Genomic DNA, 21,866 nt, shown 5'->3' with positions numbered 1-21,866 from the left:
CGGTTTCAATTGTTTTGAACAGTATCGTCAGTCTTTATCCTGCCTGGTTTTTTGGTACTGAAATGCAGGTAGCCCCAGTATTCGGGATAATGCATGTTGATCATGCCTTGCGGAGACCATACCCAGTTGTACTCCGGGATGAGCTTGTGTGTCTCTGGATTTCTTTTCCGGCTGTATTTCCCATCATCACCGATGGCATGCTGCCAGTTTACCCGCGAAAAATTGATTCTCCATTCCGCACTATTTTCAGGGATAATGGCTTTGACCTGATCGGTCGAGAGAGACTCGAACGGAATGGCGATTTCCAGCGTCCACCGCTTATCCTTGTCTTTGCTATCATTAAGGGTACCGTCAATGGTAACTGCTGATTTCAGGTTTTGAATATCCCATTTGAGCTGTGCTTTGCCGCCGCGCCGGTAAGTTTTGGGCAGGAAAAGATCGAATGTATTATTGATGGCATTGATTTCCAGTTCGTAGTAATTTTCGGTATCGCCGTCAGGGTCGATGAAAACTTCAAAATCGTTTTCGAGGTAAACGATCTGGTCCTTCTTATCCTGATATGCCCAGATATGCTCCTCCTCAATGACAGTCGCAATGTAGAGAAACTCTTTATCCCAGAGCATTTTTACCCTCGTTTCCTGTAATGGCGAAGGTTTTTTGTCTCCCTCAATATCCACGAAAGCACTCGTCCATTCCGCCTTTTTCCAGGCGCCTTCATTGAGCTTCCCGTCAATGTTGATTTTTTTGTCAATCTGGTAGCAGGTGTAGCTTTTTGGGGGAGCTGCCGGCTGTGCAATGCTAATAGTAAAATCTGCAATACAGCAAGCAAGTGGCATAAAGACGCTCAGAGCTGATTTGGACAGGTATTTGTGTTGAAATCTGCTTTTTTTCAGGAGTAAGTTAAAATTTTTCAAGATCAGTAAAGGAAGAGATTTAGGAATCTCAATATAGCCTGAACTGACGGGAATTTTGCACAATTAATGCCTTTTTCTGTCTACTATCCTGACTACTTTTCTCCTTTCACTACAAGGTCACTTGCCTTGACCTGAGTGGTTAATAATTCTTCAAATAATTTCCAACGCAGTGCCGGATTGGCTTCTGCACCGCCTTTTGAATGGATATAATTTTTGATCAGATCCTGACCATAGTTGTAATTGATGACATAGCTTCGGTATTTTTTGATAAAATTGAAATAAACGATTGCCCCTTTTTCAGTGAGCAGGCAGTAATCCGTAAGCCATCTGATCACTTCCGGCTCACTCATTTTTTTGCTCAACAGGCCTCTCGCGACTTCATTTCTGGCATAATTTAATTCAGACTTGATCTCCAAAGCTTCGAAATAGGCGTCGGTTCCTGCGGTATCCAAGCCTGCCAAAGGAATGAGGACATTCTTGCAGAATTGTTTCTGTTCGTCGCCAGGGAAAGCTAGGGATATGCCAAAATTAGCGCTGCCTTCCGCAATGAGGGATTGCGGACTGAATAGCGGATACAATGATATCTCTGTCCAACCTTTATCGTGAAAGAAATTCTTTTCCAGCAAAGCATTGTAAACGTGATGCCCGGGATATCCTTCGTGGCAGGCCAGGTCAATGGCTCTTTCAATGAAAATCGGCTGGCTGACATTGATCTGTATCAGGCTTTTATAATTGCCTTTGTACCAGTTATAGCCCGACCAGGGCTTGTCAGTCACGTATTCGAGCTGAAAATTCTCCTGGGAAGGTAATTTATAATGTTGTAATGTTCTTTTTCTCGCTTCTGCGATCGCAGTTTTGAAAATGGTATCAATTTTGGTTTTAGGGATAAGAAATCGCGACGCCATCTTTTGGAACCGGTCTGGTAATGACCCTTTTCCCGGAAGAATGCTGTCGAGCCGTGCGATCAGCGACTGAAAATGACGTTCGGTGTAAGCCGGTGCTACCGCGTCAAACAGCTCCTTTGACTCGACGTCAAACGGCGCATACTCACCCGAAAATATGCGAACCCTTCGTTCAAATGCAATAAGCTGCGACGTCATCCAGCCCGCTCTATGTTTGAGTGAATCATTTGCCGTTTTTCCGGCCAGATCCGCCAATGCCGTTCTCAGTTTAGTAATGCGAAGGATCAGGCTGTCTTTAGGAAAGACCGGGCCGGGCTTTTGAGCAGGTTTCAATGAATCCGGGCCGTAGTAAGCATCCACAAAGTCGCCATCGTACTGGCCGATAGTCAGTCCAATTTTTACATAATCCACCGATATCTGATCAAATGCCGCTTTTTCACTGGATTCTCCCGTTTTTGAAGTACACGCATTCAGTAAAACAATCATCAGGAATGCGACAAAATTTTTTGAAGACATAAGCATGGAATTTACAATAAGCTGTCCCGATTTGATGCCTAAAATACACATATTGATTGTAAAATCGGGGTGGAACGGAATTAATATATAGTGGGCTTGTAGTTTGTTAACCCTGATCGTAATGCTTAAAAAGTCTACTTACACGCAGCCGGAATTGATCCTGCTTCTCCAAAGCAACAGTCGCGAGGGTTTTGAATACTTGTATGACAATTATTCTCCGGCTTTATATGGCATCATTCTCAAAATAGTAAAGGACGAGGAGCGGGCTGCGGACGTATTACAAGATACTTTCCTGAAAATTTGGAAAAATATGACTGCATACAATGTCGAAAAGGGGACATTATTCACCTGGATCCTGAACATTGCCCGCAATACTGCCATTGATAGGCTTAGAACAGAGGTGAAAACGAGCAATGTGGTCAACCTGGAAAACATCACAGATTCTCAACTTACTAATGTGAGCATTTTCAACCCCTCCCCGGGATTGATGGACATTAGAGAGATTGTTGAGCTGTTGATGCCGGAGAGAAAATTACTTGTTGATATGGTTTATTTTCAGGGTTATACCCACGAAGAGGCATCTGAAAAACTGAATTTGCCACTTGGTACCGTCAAATCAAGAATACGTAAGGCATTACAGGAGTTGAGACATATATTTTCTATGCAAAATTCAACACTTCAATTAGCCTGAGACCTCTTCCGGGCAATCTTAGTTGTACAAGTATATCGGCATATCTTCTGCTCTTCTACGCGATCTCCAAGTCATCAGGCCGCTATTTACCTAAATCCTTATTTTTTATTCCGTTTTTGAACCTTGTAACCAAATGGCGGTAGGTGATAACGCTTGCCTATTCCAAATACTATGTGGCTAAAAGCCTGTGATACAGTTACGAACTTACTGTTACAAGTTTTAAGTCAGCATAAATCTTGTAGTAGTCACCATTTTCGCAAAAAATAATTTTGTCGAAATTCTTCAGTGGCTTTTCACACATGTCCACAAAAAACAGCCTCTGTTAAGTCGGCCTGCCAGTTGTATATCTTTCCTCTCACAGCCCCGCCGGAGCTTCCGATTTGTAGAATCGCTTCTATAACCTTTTTGGTATTTTATAAATAAAATTTTTTAATAAATCAAGTGTCGAGAAGTGACAAACGAAATCTGTAAGGCAGAAAAATGTGCCAATGCAAGTTTTAGAATAACACCTTTCGCTATGTTGGTACAACAAGCAATTAACAGGGTGCCCTGACACTATGTTGAAAAAATTATATTATTATTTTCAAATGTTACTGCTTATTACTTAGGGGTAACATTCGAACTGATTACATCAATCTGCTCAAATTTGAGGCATTTTTGTATTTTTTGATATAGAAATACTTCTAATAAAACCAATAGAAATACTTTTTAAATTCTAATAAACCTAATTTAAATGCATATGTAATATAAAAAAAGTTATATTTTTAAACAATCCAAAACATAACTTTGCAAGTACATTATACTACTTTCTCATTAAAGCTAATTAGTTCCAAATCAATCAAGTTATGAAAAATTTTACTTTACTCATTTCCTTACTCTTACTTAACCTTGCCGTCAGCCGGCATGCGTTCAGCGCTGTTACAGATTGCGGGTGCGCAGATGCTACGAATGCATTAAAGAATGGCAGCTTCGAATCCGGTACAGACAACTGGAGCAAAACGGATGGCACGAATTTCGGTACCGACAATGCTTACGATGTTTGTGGTGAAAAAAATGGTTTGATCACAGGCGCAGGAGCAATTTATCAGGATGTTGCACTGGTTGCAGGAAGCATTGTTGACCTTACCGTATATGGGGGTACGCATGATCTGAGCAAAACGCATTTGTTCAAGCTTACCTTCTATAACAGCTCCGGACAAAAGATCGATGGTGATCATAATATATCCAGAGATATGGATTACAAGGTGACCGACAACCACGACCTGAAGCAGTTCAGTTTGTCGAGCACGGCACCGGCGGGCGCTACGAAAGTTCGCTTTTCTGTCACTTCAAGTGGAGACTATTTCAAAATAGATGTAGCTTGTATGAGTGTTACACCGCCAGCCCCGACAGACTGCGGCTGTCCTGATGCTACAAATGCACTTAAAAACGGAAGTTTTGAATCTGGAACGGGCGATTGGGCTAAATCCAGCAACACTAACTTTTACACAGATACAAAATACAGCCAATGTGGTGCTAAGAATGGTTTGATCGATGGATCAGGTTCTATCTATCAGGAAATTAACCTGATACCAGGCAGCAAAGTTGACCTGACTGTTTACGGTGGAACACACGATACAAATTTCACCCATAAATTCAAGCTTGATTTTTACAACAGTTCAGGTCAGGTCATTACAAGTCCGAACAATAACAAGTCGGTGGACATGAACTACCAAGTTACTCAGTATCACAAGTTGCAGCAGTATACACTGTCTGCTACTGCTCCGGCAGGTGCTGTGAAGGTTCGTTTCTCTGCTACTTCAAATGGCAACTTTTTCAAAATCGATGTGGCCTGTATGACCATTACTACGCCTCCTCCGGTAGACTGCGGTTGCAAGGATGCTGATAATGCACTTAAAAATGGCAGTTTCGAATCAGGTACAGACAACTGGACAAAAGCCGATGGTACGAACTTCGGTCCTGATGAAGCGTATAGCATATGCGGTACCAAAAATGGTTTGATCACTGGTGCAGGATCTATTTACCAGGAAGTAAATCTGGTTCAGGGAAGCAAAGTGAACCTGACTGTTTACGGTGGTACCCACGACATTTCCAAAACGCATAAGTTTAAACTTGAATTCTATAATGCATCCGGTGTACTGGTCCCAATTCCTGAGGATATCACCAATACCGTTGAAATGGATTACAAAGTTACTCAGACGCACAAATTGCAGCAGTATACCCTGTCGGGGACTGCGCCATTGGGTGCTACTAAGGTCCGCATTACGGCCTCGTCTTCTGGTGACTATTTCAAAATTGACGTGGTATGTATGAGCATTACGTCTCCTCCTCCGGTGACTTGCGACGAATGTACTGGTAATAAGATGGTTAACGGAAGTTTCGAAAGCGGAACAGACAATTGGAGTACAACCGGAAATGTTTTCGCTGACCCTATCATTGCTAACTGTGGTTTGAAAAGCTTGATCCTGGCCGGAGCGGGTTCTTTCTCACAGGACATCACGATACTTTCTACTTTCGGAAGCACTATCAACCTGAGTTTCTGGGGAGCTGTAAAGACAAATAGAGATCAGAAACTGGAAATTATATTCCTGGACGGTTCTAACAAAGTGTTGGGTACCCTGACTCAGCAGATCGATAAATTGGTAGAGGCTGATACATGGGGCTTAATGAAATATTCATTGGCAGGTGTTATGCCTTCCGGTACAACCATCGCACGTATCAAAGGTTCAGGAACAGAGGATTACCTGGCTGTGGATGGGTTCTGTCTGACATTCTCAGGCTCTGCTCTTCCGGTAACACTGGTGTCATTCGATGCTAAGAAAGAAGGCTCAACAGCCACACTGACATGGGCTACATCCTTTGAAACCAATTCCGATCATTTTGATGTTCAGCACAGCCAGGATGGAAAGGCTTGGGCTAACCTGGCCACTATCCAGGCGGAGGGTGAAAGCAAAGTTGTGGTTCCTTATCACTATACGCACACTAGTCCTTTTAACACCAACCTGTACAGGCTTAAAATGGTTGATCTCGACGGAACATTCGCGTATAGCAGCATTAAGAGCCTGAATTTCAACGGCGAGGAGCAGATGAACATTTATCCTAACCCGACTGCCGACAGGATCAAGCTGAGTAGCAACATGCAGATCGCCAATGTCAAAATTTATAGCCAGAACGGTGTAATGGTCATGAATACGCGGCCTGATTCAGGTAACGAAGTGGACCTGACGAAGCTGGCGCAGGGAACGTACTTTGTGAAAATCAATGATGGTACGCTTACCCGCAAAATCCTGATCGTAAGATAGGTTTACAAGAGTAATTTGTAGAGAAAGTATTTTGAAACCCTTCGTCCGTATAATTGCGGACGAAGGGTTTTTCTTTGCTAATATGTTCCTAACTTTCTGCGGAAAAGACCAAATAGAGCGTTTTGACAAAGATAGATTGTATTTCAAAGGCAGACTTCGGTACTGATTTTTTGTGGGGAGTTGCCACTGCTGCATACCAGATAGAGGGAGCCGTTAACGAGGACGGGAGAGGGGATTGTAACTGGGATGTTTTTGCCAAAAAGAATGGTAAGATCAAAAATGGCGACCGCGCTACCTTCGCCTGCGATTTTTATCACCGGTACGACGAGGATCTTGAACTCGTACAGGCAATGGGGTTCAAGGAGTTCCGTTTTTCGATTTCCTGGTCGCGCATGATACCCGGCGGTTTTGGGGATGTGAATCAAAAAGGCATTGATTTTTATAACAGACTGATTAACAAGTGTCTGTCGCTGGGTATTGAGCCGTGGATCACACTGTATCACTGGGACCTGCCACAAGCCCTGGAAGTGCTGGGCGGATGGAAAAACAGAAAGATCGTTGAATGGTTTGCTGATTATACCAAAGTATGCGTAGCTGCATTTGGTGACCGCGTCCGCTCGTGGATCGTGCTTAATGAACCCATGGCAGTCGCCGGACTTGGCTATACGACCGGGCTGCATGCGCCTGGAAAGAAAGGTGTCTGGAATTTTTTACCGGTCGTTCACCACCTCGCACTTTGCCAGGCCGAGGGCGGCAGGGTTATTCGCGACCATGTGGCCAACGCATACATTGGTACCGCGATTTCCTGCTCCTATGTGCATGCATATAGCACGAACCCGCGGGATGTGCGGGCTGCGAAACGCGCCGATGCGCTCATGAACAGGCTTTTTATTGAACCCGCACTGGGGCTGGGATACCCGACAGATGCGTTTCCTTTTTTGAAACAAATCAATCAATATATGCTGGCCGGTGACGCAGAAAAACTAGCATTCGACTTTGATTTTATCGGTCTGCAGAATTATTTCAGCGTGGTCGTGAAGCATTCATACCTCGCGCCGGTAGTGTGGCTGAAAGAAGTCCCGGCGACATTACGCAATGTGCCTACCACGGCCATGGGCTGGGAAGTTAACCCGGATGGAATGTATCAGATACTCAAACAATTTGAAAAATATAAGGAAATCAAAGAGATCATTGTCTCCGAAAATGGAGCGGCTTTTGATGATGATTTTTCTGAAAATGAGGTTTCGGACAAGCAGAGAGTACTTTTTTTTCAGCAATATCTCGCAGCTATCCTGAAAGCGAAACAAGAAGGAGTGAATGTAAAGGGTTACCTCGCGTGGACGCTGATGGATAATTTTGAATGGGCGGAAGGCTATTCGGCACGCTTTGGCCTGGTGTTTGTGGATTTTGAAAGTCAGCAGAGGACCGTGAAAGACTCGGGAAAATGGCTCACAGGATTTCTAAACGAGACAAAAACATCTTAAAGGTTCCAACCAATTTACGGCTTAATGCATCTCTGGAATAACCTAAAAGAAGTTGAAATATGAAAATTTTGATTGTTTTATTCGGTTTGCTCGCCTGGATAGGCTGTCATGACGAAAGTAAAGTTTTGAATGAAGAGATACTTGAAACCGATGCTACCTGGACGAATATGTTGGCAGCAGACGGATGTGCCTGGCATTTCGCGGTAGTTAGTAAGGATACTTCCTATTATTTTATACCAAACGAGGCATCAAAAGCAAAAATCGATGCCGTGTTGGGCAAACTGGAAAGTAGTTACAGTTTTACCGATGTGCATTTGAAATATGCCTACACCGGTAATAAAGGAACTGTTCAATGTGGCTGGGGTACCAAAGCGACGTACAACGAAGTCAAAATCATTGAAATACATAAAAAATAACACTTACAGATTAAGAATGTCCTTTGCTTCTTTTTCTGAATAATAAGGCGACAATTCTGCTTCATCAATAATCTCTTGCACCTGCTCATCTGTGGCAGGTGTACTTTTTTTGGGGATAGCGCCCTCATAATCCTCCTCAAATACGATCATTCCCTTTCTTTCCAGCGTTTGAAGGATTTTTAATACCAATTCCTGATCGGACTCTTTTACGGCTTTTACCTGAAATGTTTTCATAATTGTGTTGGGTTTAATAACCTAGGACATACCTAAAAAACCATTCCCGGGATAATCCGCGAAATTCCGTGCAACCTCTTCCCGGGTTTTTACATCATTACTCAAACAAATCAACGAATCATGAAAAAGAAACAACTACTTCTGATAGTGCTTACCCTTTTTGGCAGTGTGGCCTGCAGCGCACAGTCAAACGAAGACAAGCCTTACGTAACCAAAAATTTCACGTCAGCCTCTTTGAAAGAACTAACAGTTGAAACTTCCGGCGGCTCGATTTCCGTAACGGGCGGTCAAAGTGGTGGTTTCAAAGTGGAAATGTATGTGAGGCCTAACAATTGGAACAATAGAAAGGAACTTTCCAAAGAAGAGATAGAGGACAGGCTGGAAGACTACGACATTCTGATCGGTACTGAGGGAGGCCGGGTTGTGGCGACTGCGAAGAGAAAAGACAACGTCAAATGGAACAACGACAAGAATGTTTCCATTGGATTCAAAGTATTTACACCAAGAAATGTGGCTACCAATCTGAAAACGAGTGGCGGTAGCATCAAAATCGCATCGCTGACAGGCGAGCAAAATTTCACGACCAGCGGTGGAAGCCTGAAAATCAATGATCTGGACGGCATGATCCAGGGCCGTACTTCTGGCGGTAGCATTGATGTGGCCAATTGCAGGAAGGATATCAACCTTCACACCAGCGGAGGCAGCATTAAGGCAGAGGCGTTGAAAGGAAAAATTGAATTGAAAACTTCCGGTGGCAGCATTGAATTGAATAGTCTCGACGGCGAAATTGAAGCACATACCAGTGGTGGCAGTGTAAGAGGTGATAACATTATGGGCGCTTTGAATGCGGGTACATCTGGCGGATCCATTCGTCTGGCGAATGTTTCAGGAAGTCTGAAAGCCAATACCAGCGCCGGAAGCATTGAAGTGGAACTGAAAAGCCTGGGCAAATATGTGGATCTGTCGAGTTCGGCAGGCAGCGTGCGTATTTCGATGCCGCTAGACAAAGGCGTGGACCTGAACCTGAAAGGAAACAAGGTTTCTATCCCGCTTAAAAACTTCGACGGTGAGGCTGAAAAAGATTTTGTACGTGGTAAAATGAATGGCGGCGGAATTCCAGTAACACTATCAGCAAGCAGCGGAAGTGTGTATGTGAATCAATAAGTAACTTGAATGTCTGCGAGGGCGGGGAACGGAGCATGGCTCTATTTCCCGCCCTCTTTTTTTTATTTTGTCCAAAACCGAAACCAAACGACAATACCTGCGTCAAAAGGAAGCATATTTTTCAATTGACGCATGTATAAAGGACTCGTTCAGTATTTGCAGGACTACTTTGGAATTTCCAGAAAAGAGGCGAGGGGAGCCCTGGTGCTTATTTTGCTTTGTTTTTTGATGATCTGGATGCCTTTTGTGTTCAGAAGATGGGTACTGCCATTGATGCCGTTGCGATCAGCACCTCCTCCGAGGGACATGCTGGATAGTCTTGCCAATCTCCTGGAAAAGGAAAATCAGCAGAAGTTTAGGAAACCAAAATTTTATCCTAAAAAATACAAGGAGAAGATCACGCGATCTGGCAGGCTTTTCGATTTCGATCCCAATCAGGTTTCGATTGCCCAGATGGAGGAACTGGGGATCCCGTCGTTTCTGGCAAAAAGGATTAACAAATTTCGGAGCAAAGGAGGGAAGTTTCGTAAAAAAGAAGATTTGCTCAACATCTACGATTTCCCCTCCACCATGTATCAACGACTTGAACCACACATCGTTTTGGCGGGTACTGCTGTTGCAAAACGCCCGGAAAGTGCAGAAAATACAACGTTAGTTGATCCTAAGAAGCGCTATCCCGATAAATCAAGTTATTCCAAACCGTCGAAACCTGCTCTCGCGGCATTTGATATCAATACTGCGGATACTGCCCAGCTGGTAAGGCTTCGGGGCATTGGTACCAAGCTTTCGCTTCGCATCCTGAAATTTCGTGACGCATTGGGAGGCTTTCATTCAACGGCACAGTATACCGAGATTTTTGGCCTGGATTCCCTCGCATTGGCCGAGTTGAACCGTTACGCCAAAGTGACGAGCGAAGTAAAAAAGTTGAATGTAAACATTGCCACTGTGGAGGAACTGACTGCACATAGCTATCTGAGAAATAAAAAGATAGCGACGATCATTGTCAATTACCGTACGCAGCATGGAGCCTTTCAAACCATTGATGATTTGAAAAAGGTAAAAGTGATCGATGAGGCTACGATCAAAAAGATAGAGCCATACTTGTCGTTTTGACCGGCATGGCTTTACTTTTGACTAGAAGTTTGGTTTCAGCAAGTATTTGGAATAGAAGTTGTCAATCACCCTGACGGCCTCGTCCGGCGTATCTACCACGCTGATCAGTTTGAGATCTTCCGGGTTAATGTTCCGCTCCGTCAGCATGGTACTCTTAATCCAGTCCAGTAAGCCCGTCCAATAGCTGCTACCAACCAGTACGATCGGGAAACGGCCTATTTTTTTAGTCTGGATCAATGTCATCGCCTCAAAAAGCTCATCCAATGTGCCAAAGCCGCCGGGCATGACGACGAAGCCCTGTGAGTATTTTACAAACATGACCTTTCTGACAAAGAAAAAATCAAAGTTGATGCTCTTGTCGTGATCAATGTAAATGTTGCTGTGCTGCTCAAATGGCAGCTTAATGTTCAGTCCCACGGACTTGCCACCCTGCTCAAATGCTCCCTTGTTACCAGCCTCCATGATACCGGGGCCACCACCTGTGATGACGCCATATCCGTGTCTCACGAGTTTGGCGGCAATTTCTTCCGCCGTTTTATAATGTGGATTGTCAGGCGTAGTACGGGCGGAGCCGAACAAGGAAACGCAGGGGCCTATCTTGGCCAGTTTATCGAATCCCTCCACGAATTCGGCCATTACTTTAAATATGACCCAGGAGTCGGCACTTTTTATTTCATTCCAGTTTCTGTCTTCAAATGCTTCTTTGATCCGCATTTCGTCCTCGGGAACCGCCGGATTCAGTAGGGAAACGTCTATCAGCTCTGCATTGGTTGGTTTTACTTCTTCACTCATATTTAAAGATTCAATTTAGTTGTTGAATTAGATAATAGTAACTTTGTGCCAGTATCATTAAAAATAGAAACTTTTAACTTTATCTGCTGCTGTTTCAAAGAGCAGCGGGTTACAATTAACAAAAAAGTAATGAGAAAAATTGCTATTGGCTCTGACCACGCAGGGTTTCCCTACAAAGAACCGGTTATCAACTGGCTTACAGCTAACGGGTTTGAAGTGAAGGATTTCGGAACATACAGCGCCGATTCAGCTGACTATGCAGACTTTGCGCACCCGGTAGCGAGCGGCGTTGAAAACAAGGAGTTTGAAAAAGGGGTTTTGCTGTGTGGAAGTGGCCAGGGAGTGTGCATTACGGCAAACAAACATCAGGGAATCCGAGCTGCATTGGTTTGGGACCTGCCTCTGGCATCTCTTGCGCGGCAGCATAATGATGCGAATGTGATCTGCTTGCCAGTACGATTTATCGAGTTGGAAACTGCGCTGGCAGCCGTGGGAGCATTCCTCAGTACTGAATTTGAAGGCGGCCGGCATCAGACGCGTGTCGACAAAATCTCCTGCTAATCAATCCGCTGGTAGATACCTTTCCAGGGGCTTAGCTCATATTGTTTTTTCAATGCCGGGACCCTGTTGAGGAGTTTCGGCATGATGTTTACCTTATCTACCACATATTCAGGCGGATCTTTTCTGAAATTGTCATACACGTGGATAATGCTGTCGAAGTTGTCAAGGTTGCGTAAATCGTAGCTCGCCAGTTCCCAGTTCAGGTAAGGTGTGGCAGTGAAATTGTTAATGTATTCCCCTGAATGCTGGCCTAGTACGAGTATCCGTTTATTCCGGATCTGTTCGGGAAGTTCAGCTGGCTTAGCCCTCAGGTTTTCCAGTTTCCCCATGGATATTCCCGGAATAATGCCTCTTAATCCTTGGTATTGAATCAATAAAATCACCGCGCCCATTAATGTAAATTGCAGCTCGTCGGCCCAGCTGTTCTTTTTGAAACTTTGAAAATAATGCGTGGCGAAGAAGGCGGCAGGAGGGACGAAAATGACAAATTGCATCGGCGCCAGAAACTGCATGAGCGGAATGGTAAATACTGCTACAATGAACCACAGTGCCATTACCTGCTGAATCCTGGTCTGATAATTCACAAACCGTAGCGTCGTGAAAATACGCATAAAACCCATAATCCCGAATCCGAGCGGCAGCAGCAATGAAGCCAGCAGAGAGGAGAAATCATTGAGATTATACTGCTTCACCTGAAAAACGGAGGTGAGCAGGTTCCTGTTCAGGCTTTCGATACCATTATTAAGGTAAAAGAAAAGCACGACCATTAAAAGGGGAAAGATGGAACCGAACAAGCCCAGCAAATGGTGGCGGATGGTGGAACCGGTGTAAAATAGCAAGGCCAGAAATGCCCAGATTACAAACAAGGAGGCTGGCAGATAAAAAAGCGTGGCAATACCAATGTAAAGGCCCATTTCAAATACCTGCGTTGTAACCTCCCGCCTGACCAGTATTTTGACAATGGAGCCAAATGCGAACAGCAGAAATGTGGTGGCCAGCAACATAGGCGATAATGTGCCCATGTCGAATGAAATGTTCAGGAACAGCGCATATAGTGCACCCGGTAGAAAGGTTCTTTCAGGAAAAACCTCCCGGGAATGGATAACATAGTTGAAATAAAGAAGCTGAATGATGGACACAGCCATCGCGGCAAGCTGGTATACCCATTGTGTACGACCAAAAACGCTGTCGATGAGCCAGTAGGTAAGTCCTGAAAACGGGCTGACATTATCCCACACATCGCGGTACAACATAAAGCCCCGACCCATCTGCTCACCTACCAGCATCCAGCTCAGTTCGGGAATAAGCAGCGGCGCACCACCGAGGAAAAACGGCAGCCGCAGCAGCAGGAAAAATACTACTAAACTGATGGTCTGATACCGTGCGTTGACGCGAAAAAAACTAAGCAAGAAGTATGTGGATTATGTATCTTGTCGGAATAACTTTCACGAAATTACAACTCCGAATTCTACAAAAACAAAATAAGTATGGATATTTGTACTTATTTAAAGAAGCGGGAGAATGACTTAGGAAATGTAAGTTTACATAATCCTAACTTGTGGGGTGGACAGGCCGAAACAAGATAGCAACGGGTCCCTCCGGATAATGATCAATAATATGGAATCGAAAAGACAACAAAAAGTAGGACGGCAGATACAAAAGGACCTCGGAGAGATTTTTCAGAAAGATGCACAGCATTTGACCAGCGGATCCTTTGTTACCATCACCGCCGTTCGCGTGACACCAGACCTCAGCATTGCGAGAGCGTACCTGAGTTTTTTACCAGATAAGAATAAAGGTTTTTTACTGGAAACCATCAAGGAAAACACACGTTTCATACGTCAAAAGTTAGCAGAAAGAGTGCGTCATCAGTTGCGCATTGTACCCCATCTGCAATTTTATATCGATGATACCGCTGAGTATGCGGCTAAAATGGATCTGCTTTTTTCAGATATTGTAATTCCGCCAGCTCAGCCGGACGAAGACGAGGAAACAAACTGATTTCAAGCACGTTTCGCTCATGAACCTCTCTTACCGGATCGCCGTACGCTACTTCTTTTCACGTAATAAACGTAGTTTCATCAGCCTTATAGCCCGTATTGCCATGGCAGGCGTGGCCGTAGGGACGATGTCAATGGTAGTGGTACTGTCGGTTTTTAACGGTATGGAGGACCTGAACCGCAAGATTTTCAAGACATTCGATGCGGATGTGAAAATATCACCCAGCGAAGGCAAAAGATTTAAGGTTACGGACGAACTTCTCGGACAGATCAGGTCTACCGAAGGGGTACGGCTGGTGACGCAGGTTATCGAGGATAATGCTTTGGCAAGGTACGGAAGCCAGCAGACGATCGTACGGCTCAAAGGTGTCGACAACACATTCGAACAGCAGGGGCAATTGGATACGGCGCTCATTGAAGGTTCGTTGAAACTGCATGGCAATGTGGGCACGCCTTATGCAGTCATTGCGGAAGGTGTGAGAAATGCATTATCCATATCATTGGAAGACATTATCACGCCACTGGAACTGCTGTATCCCAAAACGGGCAGCAAAACATTGAACCTGACGTCCTCGGAGGCATTTAATCAGGTTTCTCTCAGACCGGGAGGGATATTTTTTATTGAGCCCCGTTACGATGATTATGTGATAGCGCCGCTGGCACAGGTAGCTTCACTGATGCAATACCAGGGAGATCGGTCGGCTGTGGAAATCAGGATTAGTCCTGGTTTTGAAGAGCAGCAGGTGAGCAGGGCATTGGCGAAGAAACTGGGTGAGAAATTTGTGGTAAAAGACAGGGATTCACTCAATTCAGATCTGTTACGCGCCATTCGACTCGAAAAATTGTTTGTCGCAGTAACCTTGTCTTTGATTATTTTAGTAGCCGCAATCAATATTTTCTTTTCGCTGAGCATGCTGGCGATTGAAAAGAAGAAGGATGTTTCGATGCTGTACGCGTTGGGTGCCACGCCTGTACTGATACGAAAGATATTTTTGGCAGAAGGTGCGATCGTTGCGCTTTCAGGGGCCGTTGTCGGATTGGGCGGGGGTATCCTGATTTGCTGGCTGCAAATGACATATGATCTTGTTTCAATGGGTATGGCAACTTCTCTGGTGGACGCTTATCCCGTTAAATTAATATGGGGGGACATACTCTTTACAGGCATTATTGTCGTTATCATTACTATGGTTGTATCGTACGTGCCGGCCAGACGAGCAGCACAGGCAGGGCGGATGGTACGTGTTTAACATGATTATAGAGACGAAAATAACGCTATACAAACTCAATTACTTTGACTTACTTCCTAGCATTCAATCTGAAAGCAGATATGACCGGTGACCCGAAAAAACGTTTTTTGAGCCGATTGATCTTTACATTTTTTGGAGTTATATTACTTTTACCCTTCCAGTCCGCTGCATCTGTGAATGGTGCCAAGGCAGATACATTGTTCCGAAGAACTCCCGGGACCGTCACTCCAAAAGGTCCTTACAGACCTGAGAGAACTAAGAAAAGTGATATTCTTTACACCCGTCTCGATGTGCAGTTTGACTGGGTAAAGCAACAGGTACCAGCTTCGGCGATCCTGAAATTCAAGTCTCATTTTTATCCGCAGAATACACTGGAACTCGACGCGAAAGGCTTCGATATCAAAGGTATTGCATTGCTTGACACGGTAGGGGATTATGGCTCTTTAACCACAGAAGAGATTGCGGGAAAAGTTAAGAAAAAGCTTGAATACACCTACGACAAACGCAAGATCATTGTAAAGCTGGGGCAGAACTATTCTAGAAAAGACACGCTCTTTATCAAAATAGACTACGTTGCCCGGCCTAATAATGTGCCTCGCGACAAACCGGATGATAGTCCTTCTGATAAAGGCTTGTACTTTATCAATGCCGACGGAATGGATGAAGGAAAACCGCGGCAGATTTGGACCCAGGGAGAAACGGAGGGCAGCTCGTGCTGGTTTCCAACCATTGACGCTCCTAATCAAAAATTCACACAGGACTTTTATATTACCGTAGACAGCACCTACAAAACATTGTCGAATGGGCTGCTGATAGGGCAGGAGGAAGGCAAAAAAGGAACCCGTACCGATCACTGGAAACAAACGCTTCCGCATGCACCGTACCTGGCAATGCTGGCGGTCGGTGATTTTGCAGTGGCGAAGGATATGATGCCTAATGGTCTGGAATTGAGCTACTATGTTGAGCCCAAGTACGGTGCAGATGCGCACGCGATCTTTGGAAGGACCCCGGAAATGATGGGATTCTTTTCTAATATTTTTGGCATGGAATTCCCCTGGGAAAAGTACGCTCAGATCGCGGTGCGGGACTTTGTGGCGGGGGCCATGGAAAACACCACTGCCACCGTGCACGAAGAAGGCGTGCAAAACGACGCACGGTCGCTGGTCGACGGCAACTCGGATGCGGTGATTGCCCACGAGCTGGCGCACCACTGGTTTGGTGACTATGTCACTGCCGAGGAATGGGGGCAACTGCCATTAAATGAGTCATTTGCCAATTATTCAGAATACTTGTGGAGTGAATATAATGATGGTAAGTACGAGGCCGACTGGGGCAATTTGCAGGAAATGAAACAATACCTGGCAGAGTCCGAAACCAAGCAGGTCCCGATGATCCGTTATTTTTATAAGGATCGGGAGAATATGTTCGACAGCCATTCCTACGCAAAAGGCGGCCGGATTCTGCACATGCTGCGCTCTTACGTGGGCGACGATGCCTTTTTCGCGGCTTTACAGTACTACCTCAAAACACACGCTTTCGGCACAGCTGAAATCGATGACCTCAGAATGTCTTTTGAGAAAATCACAGGACAGGATCTCAATTGGTTTTTTGATCAATGGTTTCACAGACCTGGTCATCCTTTACTGAAAATTCAGCAGGAGTATGTTGCTGCCACAGGAAAAGTGCTTTTGAAAATCAAGCAGACGCAGGATACTACTGCAACCACCGTATATCGTTTGCCATTGAAAGTGGACGTATGGGTTAGCGGTAAAAAGAGCCAGTATAACGTGTTGCTGGAGAAAGCAAACCAGACATTGGAATTCCCTGCTGCCAAAAAGCCCGATCTCGTGCTTTTTGACTCGGACGCGCAATTGCTCGGTGTGGTCGAGCACGAAAAGACAAAAGTTGAAATGGAGTTTCAGTACCTGAACGCTGACCGGTTTTTACATCAATACGAAGCACTTTCACAGCTTGAAGGGAGCCTGGCCGACAGTACGGTCAAGAATATACTGGTGAAGGCGATGGATGATCCCTTCTGGAAATTGAGGCAAATGGCGATCAGTAATTTTGGTGAATATGATGGTACAGGCTTTGCCGATATCGAGAAAGTCATCCAAAGTCGCGCACGCCTGGACCCGCATCCGCAGGTACGATCGGAGGCGATCATTACACTAGCTTCGTTTGGCGACAATAACAGTGATTCTATTTACAGGGAGGCTTTGACCGACAGCTCGTACCAGGTTGTGTCTGTGGCCATTGAGAAGTACCTTATGGGGCAGCCCAATGACGCCAATGAGATCGCGGCGGAGTTTGAAAATTCACCCAACGACGCCATCGTAACTTCCGTGGGTAACTATTACGCCGGACTAGCGCAGCCGGAGCGTTTTGACTGGTTTTTGGACAAGATGAAATCCATGAAGCCAACAGAGAAATACAACTTCTTACAGGTTTTCGGGAAATATCTGATCAAGTCAAAGCAGGACATTCAGCGCAAAAGTATACCGGTACTGGAAGGTTTGGCAAGAGAAAATCCGTCTTATTTCGTAAGGTTCGGCGCATTTCAAGCCCTGGGGCTGCTAACCGACATTCAGGGAGTTTCAGCATTGCGCAAAGATATCCGCGCCAAAGAAACAGAACCCAAGCTGAAAGAAATGTACAGTCAGTTTGGGGATTTGTAGGTTGCTGGGGAAGTCATTTCTAGTCAGGAATTGTCACCTATTGTCATTCGTTGTATCAAAAACAATAAATGACCATCATGACAACAAATGACTAAACCTGACCACACCTGACTAGTAATTGAACGCTACTTTTGCGGATCCAAATAGTAGTCCAGGTTTTCTCGGGTAATGATGTCCAGCGGGAGGAATTTGATCGGTGGGATCTCTTTTTTGAAAACAAGGTGATTGGCGAGCTGATGAATGCCCCAGTATCCCTGTCCGAGCGGATTCTGATTGATTAAGAAACTAATGATCTCTTTATTCAGATAATTAAGGTTAGGCTCCAAAAGATCATAGCCGACCAGCTTGATGTTGGTAATGTTCTTTCTTTCGAGGTAGGAAGCTACTTCAAACGCCCGGGAATTGGTTACATACACCGCGCTAAGGTCACTGAATTCAGCCAATATCTGATCCAGCTGATCATCAATAGCCTCACCCTCTGGATAGTTAATTTCCTTGCTGATGATGTTGAATGTCGTGTCGCGCTTGCTATTTTCGAAATAATCCCTGAACCCGTTTTCTTTGGTGATCAAATGCGCGGAGTTCGAAATGTCTTCGTTGATGTGCGCAACCAGGACACTACCCGGCGATTGCAATCCAAAACTAAGTATCTTGGCCGCAAGTGAGCCGCTCCGGTACGAATCCTGTCCAATGTAACATAACGGCGCTACGTGCTCTATTTGGGTGTTAAAAAGGACATACGGGATATTCAGTTCGGCCCATTCTTTGAAAAAAGGAAGTGCCTGCTTATAAAACACAGGGGCTATGAGGAGCCCATCGGGATGTTCGCGGGTTACCTCCTGCGCCTTTGTGATAAATGAATGCTCTTCATGCGGGTCGAATATAAACGGAGTAATGTATATCCCATACTGACGCAACTCTTTTTCGGCTTTTTCAAAACCTGTTTTCGGTGCTACCCAGTAGGAATCCAGGCTTGGATCGGGCATGAGGACCGCCAGGTTAAATGTGCGTTGTGATTTTAACGACTGGGCAATGAAATTGGGCTCATAGTTCAACTCCTTGATGATGGCCAGTATCCTCTCACGCACATCATCCGCTACTCTTCCACGATTATGCAAAACACGGTCAACGGTCCCTTTTGAAGTCTGGGCTTTTTCCGCAATATCTTTAATTCTGACTATTTTCTTTTTCACACCTAACTTAAATACAGAGAACTTTTGATTAAAAGTCAGCAAAGCTAATAACTAATCATGAACAAGGGGCATATAACCTCGTCTAGTTAAACCAGACCATACTGAACAATATTTTTCAAATTATTTTTATAATAAATTTGAGATTGTCCATTGAACAGCTTAATTTTACCTGATCAAAAATGACTATTGATGACAAAAACGTGTACGGACACGATGCGTAAAATGTGCTGTGTGCTCGAACACTTTTTCAAATTTTAATAGGATTATCGGATTTTACAATTAATTTTGTAATTAAGATCTGAAAGAAAATATTATTTGCCTTTCGGAGTAAAGACATCAGTAAACTTTTACAAATCCCTGGTTGGATTTTAAGAAACTACCTATCCCTTAACCTTTTCTAAAATTCTTAGCGGAATTTTTCTAATCCTAAATCCCGTCCGGCGTACGAAATCTCATTTTCGTACGCTTTTTTTATCATCCAATACGCACCTTCACATGATCACTGTCGGGATAGGCGGAGCAGGTCAGGATCCATCCTTCTTGTAAATCACGGTCCGTCAGTACCTCGTTCACGCTCATGTGTATGGATCCGCCCGTGCAAACACCCGCGCAGGTAGCGCAGCGTCCGCCCTTGCAACTGTACGGTAGCTGTATGCCTGCGGCCAGCGCAGCGTCAAGTATGGTGGTGTGGGCGGGTACCAGCAGCTCATGAAGTTTTCCACGGTAATGGAGTGCAATTACATGCGGATACGACACCGGTGGAGGTGGAGGCGGAGCGGGGATCACAAAGTTTTCCTTCCGGATCTGAGCGTCCGAAAAGCCCATAAAATGTAATGTAATCTCAACTGACCGCATCAAATCGGATGGGCCACAAATAAAAAAACGGGCATCTGGCCGATCGTAGTGTAACGATTTGTTTATCAATTGTTCCAGCCGCGTATTGTTGATCCTGCCCCGAATACCATTCCATTCATCAGAGGGCTGGCTGTGAATGTGTATCACATGTAGTCTTTCCGGGAATTGCTGTTGCCATGCGAGGATTTGGTCATAGAACAATGTGTTCCTGATGTTTCTGCTCGCATAGATCAGCGTTACGCGACTTTCTGTTTCCTGGCTAAGGGTTTGCTTTAAAATCGAAAAAAGGGGCGTAATACCGCTGCCTGCGCCGATGAGTACAATGTCCCGGGGTTGTCCTGCATACTCTTCCAAAACGAAACGGCCAGATGGTGGTAATGCGGTAAAAGTATCCCCCTCACGCACGGTATCGATCCAGAAACGAGAGATTTCGCCATTGGAAACACGCTTGATAGTGATCGCCGGATAAGCGTCCACGCCAGGAGCTGAGCTCATTGAATAGGAGCGCCGCACCTCATGCCCGTGCATTGGGATAATAAACGTCAGAAACTGCCCGGCTTTATATATAAAATGGTTTTCATCGGTTCTTTCAAAAACAAAAGTCTTGCTATCATCGCTTTCCCTGATAATTTCTCTTAGACGCAATGATAGGTTCGAGTCAGACATTTGATCTGCGGTGGTTTGAATGGTCCATAAAAGATTACCTGCTCAGTGAGGATTGCCATAAAACCTCATATTCTGCCAGCAGGGCCCAGCAATGTGCTTCACAGATCCAATGCATGTGAAACAGCGGATGAGCGGACATTCGGTAAACTAGCGGATTTTCATAGGCGGTCAGCAATCCGGCTATAAAAAAATAGAAGCCTTTAAACTCCCGGGTGGTGAAATTTTCAACCGGGACCCGTTCCGTTTTGACTCCAAGTCTGATCAGAGATCCAGCAAGGATCACGCGATCCATCGGGCTCGCGGTCTGGCTCAGGAGCTGAACAGTATCTGCGATCAGCTTATCGCGAACTGATTTCAATTCCTCAGGATCGAAACCAGCTATCAACCTCGAAACATGGTAAATGATCAGCGGCGTTCGGGGGTATTGATGTGCGCAACGGAACGGTGCGTCTATATATCTATTTGTTTCAATAACGGATCGGATGTAGGTGAGGCTTGCGCTATCATGCTCACTCAACGGTAGTTCGTAATGAAGTATGCAATACATGAGATTGCTCAGCACGCTTACATCAAATTCAATGTACATATGCTTACCAAACCACGTGGAGTATGCTTTGAGCGACTGATATTCGGGGAAGGTGTTTCTGATCCATTTTTTCGAACCATTGGCGTGTATTGAGAGCTTGTCTTTCAGCCATCGTAATTCGTCGTGGGTGGGATTGGAGGTCAGGTATACAAATGCTGTGTCGTCCACATCGTCGGGAATGCGGAAATGCTCGAAATGACGAAACAAATGTCCGTTTGGAAAATGTAAGGAAGGGCGTGTTTTCCAGAAATTGTATGTTTTCAGGCCGTCTTTATTCTGAAACGCGGGATAGTTGCCGACGACACCGGCACAAATCCTGTCAATCTGCTCCCAAAGGTCCTGCTGTGTATTTTTTTTTATGGATAGAAGCGTGAAACAAGTAATCGCGGAAAAAAAGAGCGTAGTGTCCTGCCTTTTATAGCCGATCAAAGGATTGATTCTTTGTGCCGGAAAAATACCTTTCGGGAAATACTGGTCGCCTTCTGATTGGAGGGCTTCGATCCGGTCTAAAAATTGATGCAGAACTTGCTTCATGCTCCGAAACTAACAAAA

Annotated in this window: 18 protein-coding genes; 10 read left to right on the top strand and 8 right to left on the bottom strand. The window is 44.9% G+C overall.

Features of this window, described 5'->3' with window-relative positions; all coding sequences use genetic code 11:
• Positions 1-5: 5 nt before the first annotated feature.
• Positions 6-836 carry a carbohydrate-binding family 9-like protein gene (locus tag ABIO93_RS32020; RefSeq protein ID WP_348074120.1) on the bottom strand — a complete coding sequence of 277 codons (831 nt, stop codon included), beginning with the start codon at positions 834-836 and terminating at the stop codon, positions 6-8.
• A gap of 170 nt (positions 837-1,006) precedes the next feature.
• Positions 1,007-2,332 (bottom strand): hypothetical protein, encoded by a 1,326-nt coding sequence (locus ABIO93_RS32015; protein WP_348074118.1) that lies wholly within the window; start codon positions 2,330-2,332, stop codon positions 1,007-1,009.
• Between the two features lie 121 nt (positions 2,333-2,453).
• On the opposite strand from ABIO93_RS32015, the gene ABIO93_RS32010 reads away from it, so the two are divergent.
• The 4 genes from ABIO93_RS32010 (at position 2,454) to ABIO93_RS31995 (ending at position 8,225) form a co-directional block, all read left to right on the top strand.
• Entirely contained in the window at positions 2,454-3,023 is a 570-nt protein-coding gene (locus ABIO93_RS32010) for a sigma-70 family RNA polymerase sigma factor (protein ID WP_348074117.1), read from the top strand.
• A gap of 845 nt (positions 3,024-3,868) precedes the next feature.
• On the top strand, positions 3,869-6,325 hold the full coding sequence (locus tag ABIO93_RS32005; RefSeq protein WP_348074116.1) for a T9SS type A sorting domain-containing protein: 2,457 nt from the start codon (positions 3,869-3,871) through the stop codon (positions 6,323-6,325).
• Positions 6,326-6,447: 122 nt separating this feature from the next.
• Positions 6,448-7,809 carry a GH1 family beta-glucosidase gene (locus ABIO93_RS32000; RefSeq protein ID WP_348074115.1) on the top strand — a complete coding sequence of 454 codons (1,362 nt, stop codon included), beginning with the start codon at positions 6,448-6,450 and terminating at the stop codon, positions 7,807-7,809.
• A gap of 59 nt (positions 7,810-7,868) precedes the next feature.
• Positions 7,869-8,225: a hypothetical protein gene (locus ABIO93_RS31995; RefSeq protein WP_348074114.1), complete on the top strand. Its 357-nt coding sequence runs from the start codon at positions 7,869-7,871 to the stop codon at positions 8,223-8,225.
• 3 nt (positions 8,226-8,228) lie between these two features.
• Here ABIO93_RS31995 and ABIO93_RS31990 read toward each other — a convergent pair whose 3' ends face one another.
• On the bottom strand, positions 8,229-8,459 hold the full coding sequence (locus tag ABIO93_RS31990) for a hypothetical protein (protein ID WP_348074113.1): 231 nt from the start codon (positions 8,457-8,459) through the stop codon (positions 8,229-8,231).
• Between the two features lie 120 nt (positions 8,460-8,579).
• Between ABIO93_RS31990 and ABIO93_RS31985 the strand changes: the two genes are divergently transcribed.
• Positions 8,580-9,623 carry a DUF4097 family beta strand repeat-containing protein gene (locus tag ABIO93_RS31985; protein WP_348074112.1) on the top strand — a complete coding sequence of 348 codons (1,044 nt, stop codon included), beginning with the start codon at positions 8,580-8,582 and terminating at the stop codon, positions 9,621-9,623.
• A 132-nt stretch (positions 9,624-9,755) separates the two neighbouring features.
• The gene (locus ABIO93_RS31980; protein ID WP_348074111.1) at positions 9,756-10,736 is read left to right on the top strand and encodes a helix-hairpin-helix domain-containing protein; all 981 of its coding nucleotides are present in this window, start codon (positions 9,756-9,758) and stop codon (positions 10,734-10,736) included.
• A gap of 21 nt (positions 10,737-10,757) precedes the next feature.
• On the opposite strand, the gene ABIO93_RS31975 is transcribed toward ABIO93_RS31980, so the two are convergent.
• Positions 10,758-11,450, bottom strand: coding sequence for a TIGR00730 family Rossman fold protein (locus ABIO93_RS31975; RefSeq protein WP_348074229.1), 693 nt, complete (start codon positions 11,448-11,450; stop codon positions 10,758-10,760).
• Between the two features lie 207 nt (positions 11,451-11,657).
• On the opposite strand from ABIO93_RS31975, the gene rpiB reads away from it, so the two are divergent.
• The gene (gene rpiB, locus ABIO93_RS31970) at positions 11,658-12,089 is read left to right on the top strand and encodes a ribose 5-phosphate isomerase B (protein WP_244820990.1); all 432 of its coding nucleotides are present in this window, start codon (positions 11,658-11,660) and stop codon (positions 12,087-12,089) included.
• Here the strand turns inward: rpiB and ABIO93_RS31965 are convergent.
• Positions 12,086-13,498 (bottom strand): hypothetical protein, encoded by a 1,413-nt coding sequence (locus ABIO93_RS31965; protein WP_348074110.1) that lies wholly within the window; start codon positions 13,496-13,498, stop codon positions 12,086-12,088. The genes rpiB and ABIO93_RS31965 overlap by 4 nt on opposite strands.
• Before the next feature lie 208 nt (positions 13,499-13,706).
• Here ABIO93_RS31965 and rbfA point away from each other — a divergent pair, with 208 nt between their 5' ends.
• The 3 genes from rbfA to ABIO93_RS31950 are packed head-to-tail and all read left to right on the top strand — an operon-like array spanning position 13,707 to position 18,014.
• On the top strand, positions 13,707-14,090 hold the full coding sequence (gene rbfA, locus ABIO93_RS31960; RefSeq protein WP_348074109.1) for a 30S ribosome-binding factor RbfA: 384 nt from the start codon (positions 13,707-13,709) through the stop codon (positions 14,088-14,090).
• 19 nt (positions 14,091-14,109) lie between these two features.
• On the top strand, positions 14,110-15,336 hold the full coding sequence (locus ABIO93_RS31955; RefSeq protein ID WP_348074108.1) for an FtsX-like permease family protein: 1,227 nt from the start codon (positions 14,110-14,112) through the stop codon (positions 15,334-15,336).
• 44 nt (positions 15,337-15,380) lie between these two features.
• A complete protein-coding gene (locus ABIO93_RS31950) occupies positions 15,381-18,014 on the top strand; it encodes a M1 family metallopeptidase (RefSeq protein WP_348074107.1) in 2,634 nt (877 codons plus the stop codon).
• Positions 18,015-18,139: 125 nt separating this feature from the next.
• Here the strand turns inward: ABIO93_RS31950 and ABIO93_RS31945 are convergent, their stop codons facing one another.
• The 3 genes from ABIO93_RS31945 to ABIO93_RS31935 all read right to left on the bottom strand — a co-directional run bounded on the left by ABIO93_RS31945 (position 18,140) and on the right by ABIO93_RS31935 (position 21,848).
• The gene (locus ABIO93_RS31945) at positions 18,140-19,207 is read right to left on the bottom strand and encodes a substrate-binding domain-containing protein (RefSeq protein WP_348074106.1); all 1,068 of its coding nucleotides are present in this window, start codon (positions 19,205-19,207) and stop codon (positions 18,140-18,142) included.
• Positions 19,208-19,681: 474 nt separating this feature from the next.
• Positions 19,682-20,728 (bottom strand): ferredoxin--NADP reductase, encoded by a 1,047-nt coding sequence (locus tag ABIO93_RS31940; RefSeq protein WP_348074105.1) that lies wholly within the window; start codon positions 20,726-20,728, stop codon positions 19,682-19,684.
• 34 nt (positions 20,729-20,762) lie between these two features.
• Complete coding sequence (locus ABIO93_RS31935; RefSeq protein WP_348074104.1) at positions 20,763-21,848, bottom strand: hypothetical protein; 1,086 nt, start codon at positions 21,846-21,848, stop codon at positions 20,763-20,765.
• Positions 21,849-21,866 lie beyond the last annotated feature (18 nt).

The sequence above is a fragment of the Dyadobacter sp. genome, from assembly GCF_039919315.1.
Lineage (GTDB): Bacteria > Bacteroidota > Bacteroidia > Cytophagales > Spirosomataceae > Dyadobacter.
The sequence above is the reverse complement of the archived record's forward strand: the minus strand, read 5'-3'. Positions and strand labels throughout refer to the sequence as shown.

Excerpts from the sequence above, each read along its gene's own strand:
- ABIO93_RS31935 (WP_348074104.1), bottom strand. The coding sequence starts at position 21,848 with ATGAAGCAAGTTCTGCATCAATTTTTAGACCGGATCGAAGCCCTCCAA.
- ABIO93_RS31990 (WP_348074113.1), bottom strand. The coding sequence starts at position 8,459 with ATGAAAACATTTCAGGTAAAAGCCGTAAAAGAGTCCGATCAGGAATTG.
- ABIO93_RS31940 (WP_348074105.1), bottom strand. The coding sequence starts at position 20,728 with ATGTCTGACTCGAACCTATCATTGCGTCTAAGAGAAATTATCAGGGAA.
- ABIO93_RS32020 (WP_348074120.1), bottom strand. The coding sequence starts at position 836 with ATGCCACTTGCTTGCTGTATTGCAGATTTTACTATTAGCATTGCACAG.
- ABIO93_RS32005 (WP_348074116.1), top strand. The coding sequence starts at position 3,869 with ATGAAAAATTTTACTTTACTCATTTCCTTACTCTTACTTAACCTTGCC.
- ABIO93_RS31985 (WP_348074112.1), top strand. The coding sequence starts at position 8,580 with ATGAAAAAGAAACAACTACTTCTGATAGTGCTTACCCTTTTTGGCAGT.
- ABIO93_RS31995 (WP_348074114.1), top strand. The coding sequence starts at position 7,869 with ATGAAAATTTTGATTGTTTTATTCGGTTTGCTCGCCTGGATAGGCTGT.
- ABIO93_RS32010 (WP_348074117.1), top strand. The coding sequence starts at position 2,454 with ATGCTTAAAAAGTCTACTTACACGCAGCCGGAATTGATCCTGCTTCTC.
- ABIO93_RS32015 (WP_348074118.1), bottom strand. The coding sequence starts at position 2,332 with ATGTCTTCAAAAAATTTTGTCGCATTCCTGATGATTGTTTTACTGAAT.
- ABIO93_RS31975 (WP_348074229.1), bottom strand. The coding sequence starts at position 11,450 with ATGCGGATCAAAGAAGCATTTGAAGACAGAAACTGGAATGAAATAAAA.
- rbfA (WP_348074109.1), top strand. The coding sequence starts at position 13,707 with ATGGAATCGAAAAGACAACAAAAAGTAGGACGGCAGATACAAAAGGAC.
- rpiB (WP_244820990.1), top strand. The coding sequence starts at position 11,658 with ATGAGAAAAATTGCTATTGGCTCTGACCACGCAGGGTTTCCCTACAAA.
- ABIO93_RS31980 (WP_348074111.1), top strand. The coding sequence starts at position 9,756 with ATGTATAAAGGACTCGTTCAGTATTTGCAGGACTACTTTGGAATTTCC.
- ABIO93_RS31955 (WP_348074108.1), top strand. The coding sequence starts at position 14,110 with ATGAACCTCTCTTACCGGATCGCCGTACGCTACTTCTTTTCACGTAAT.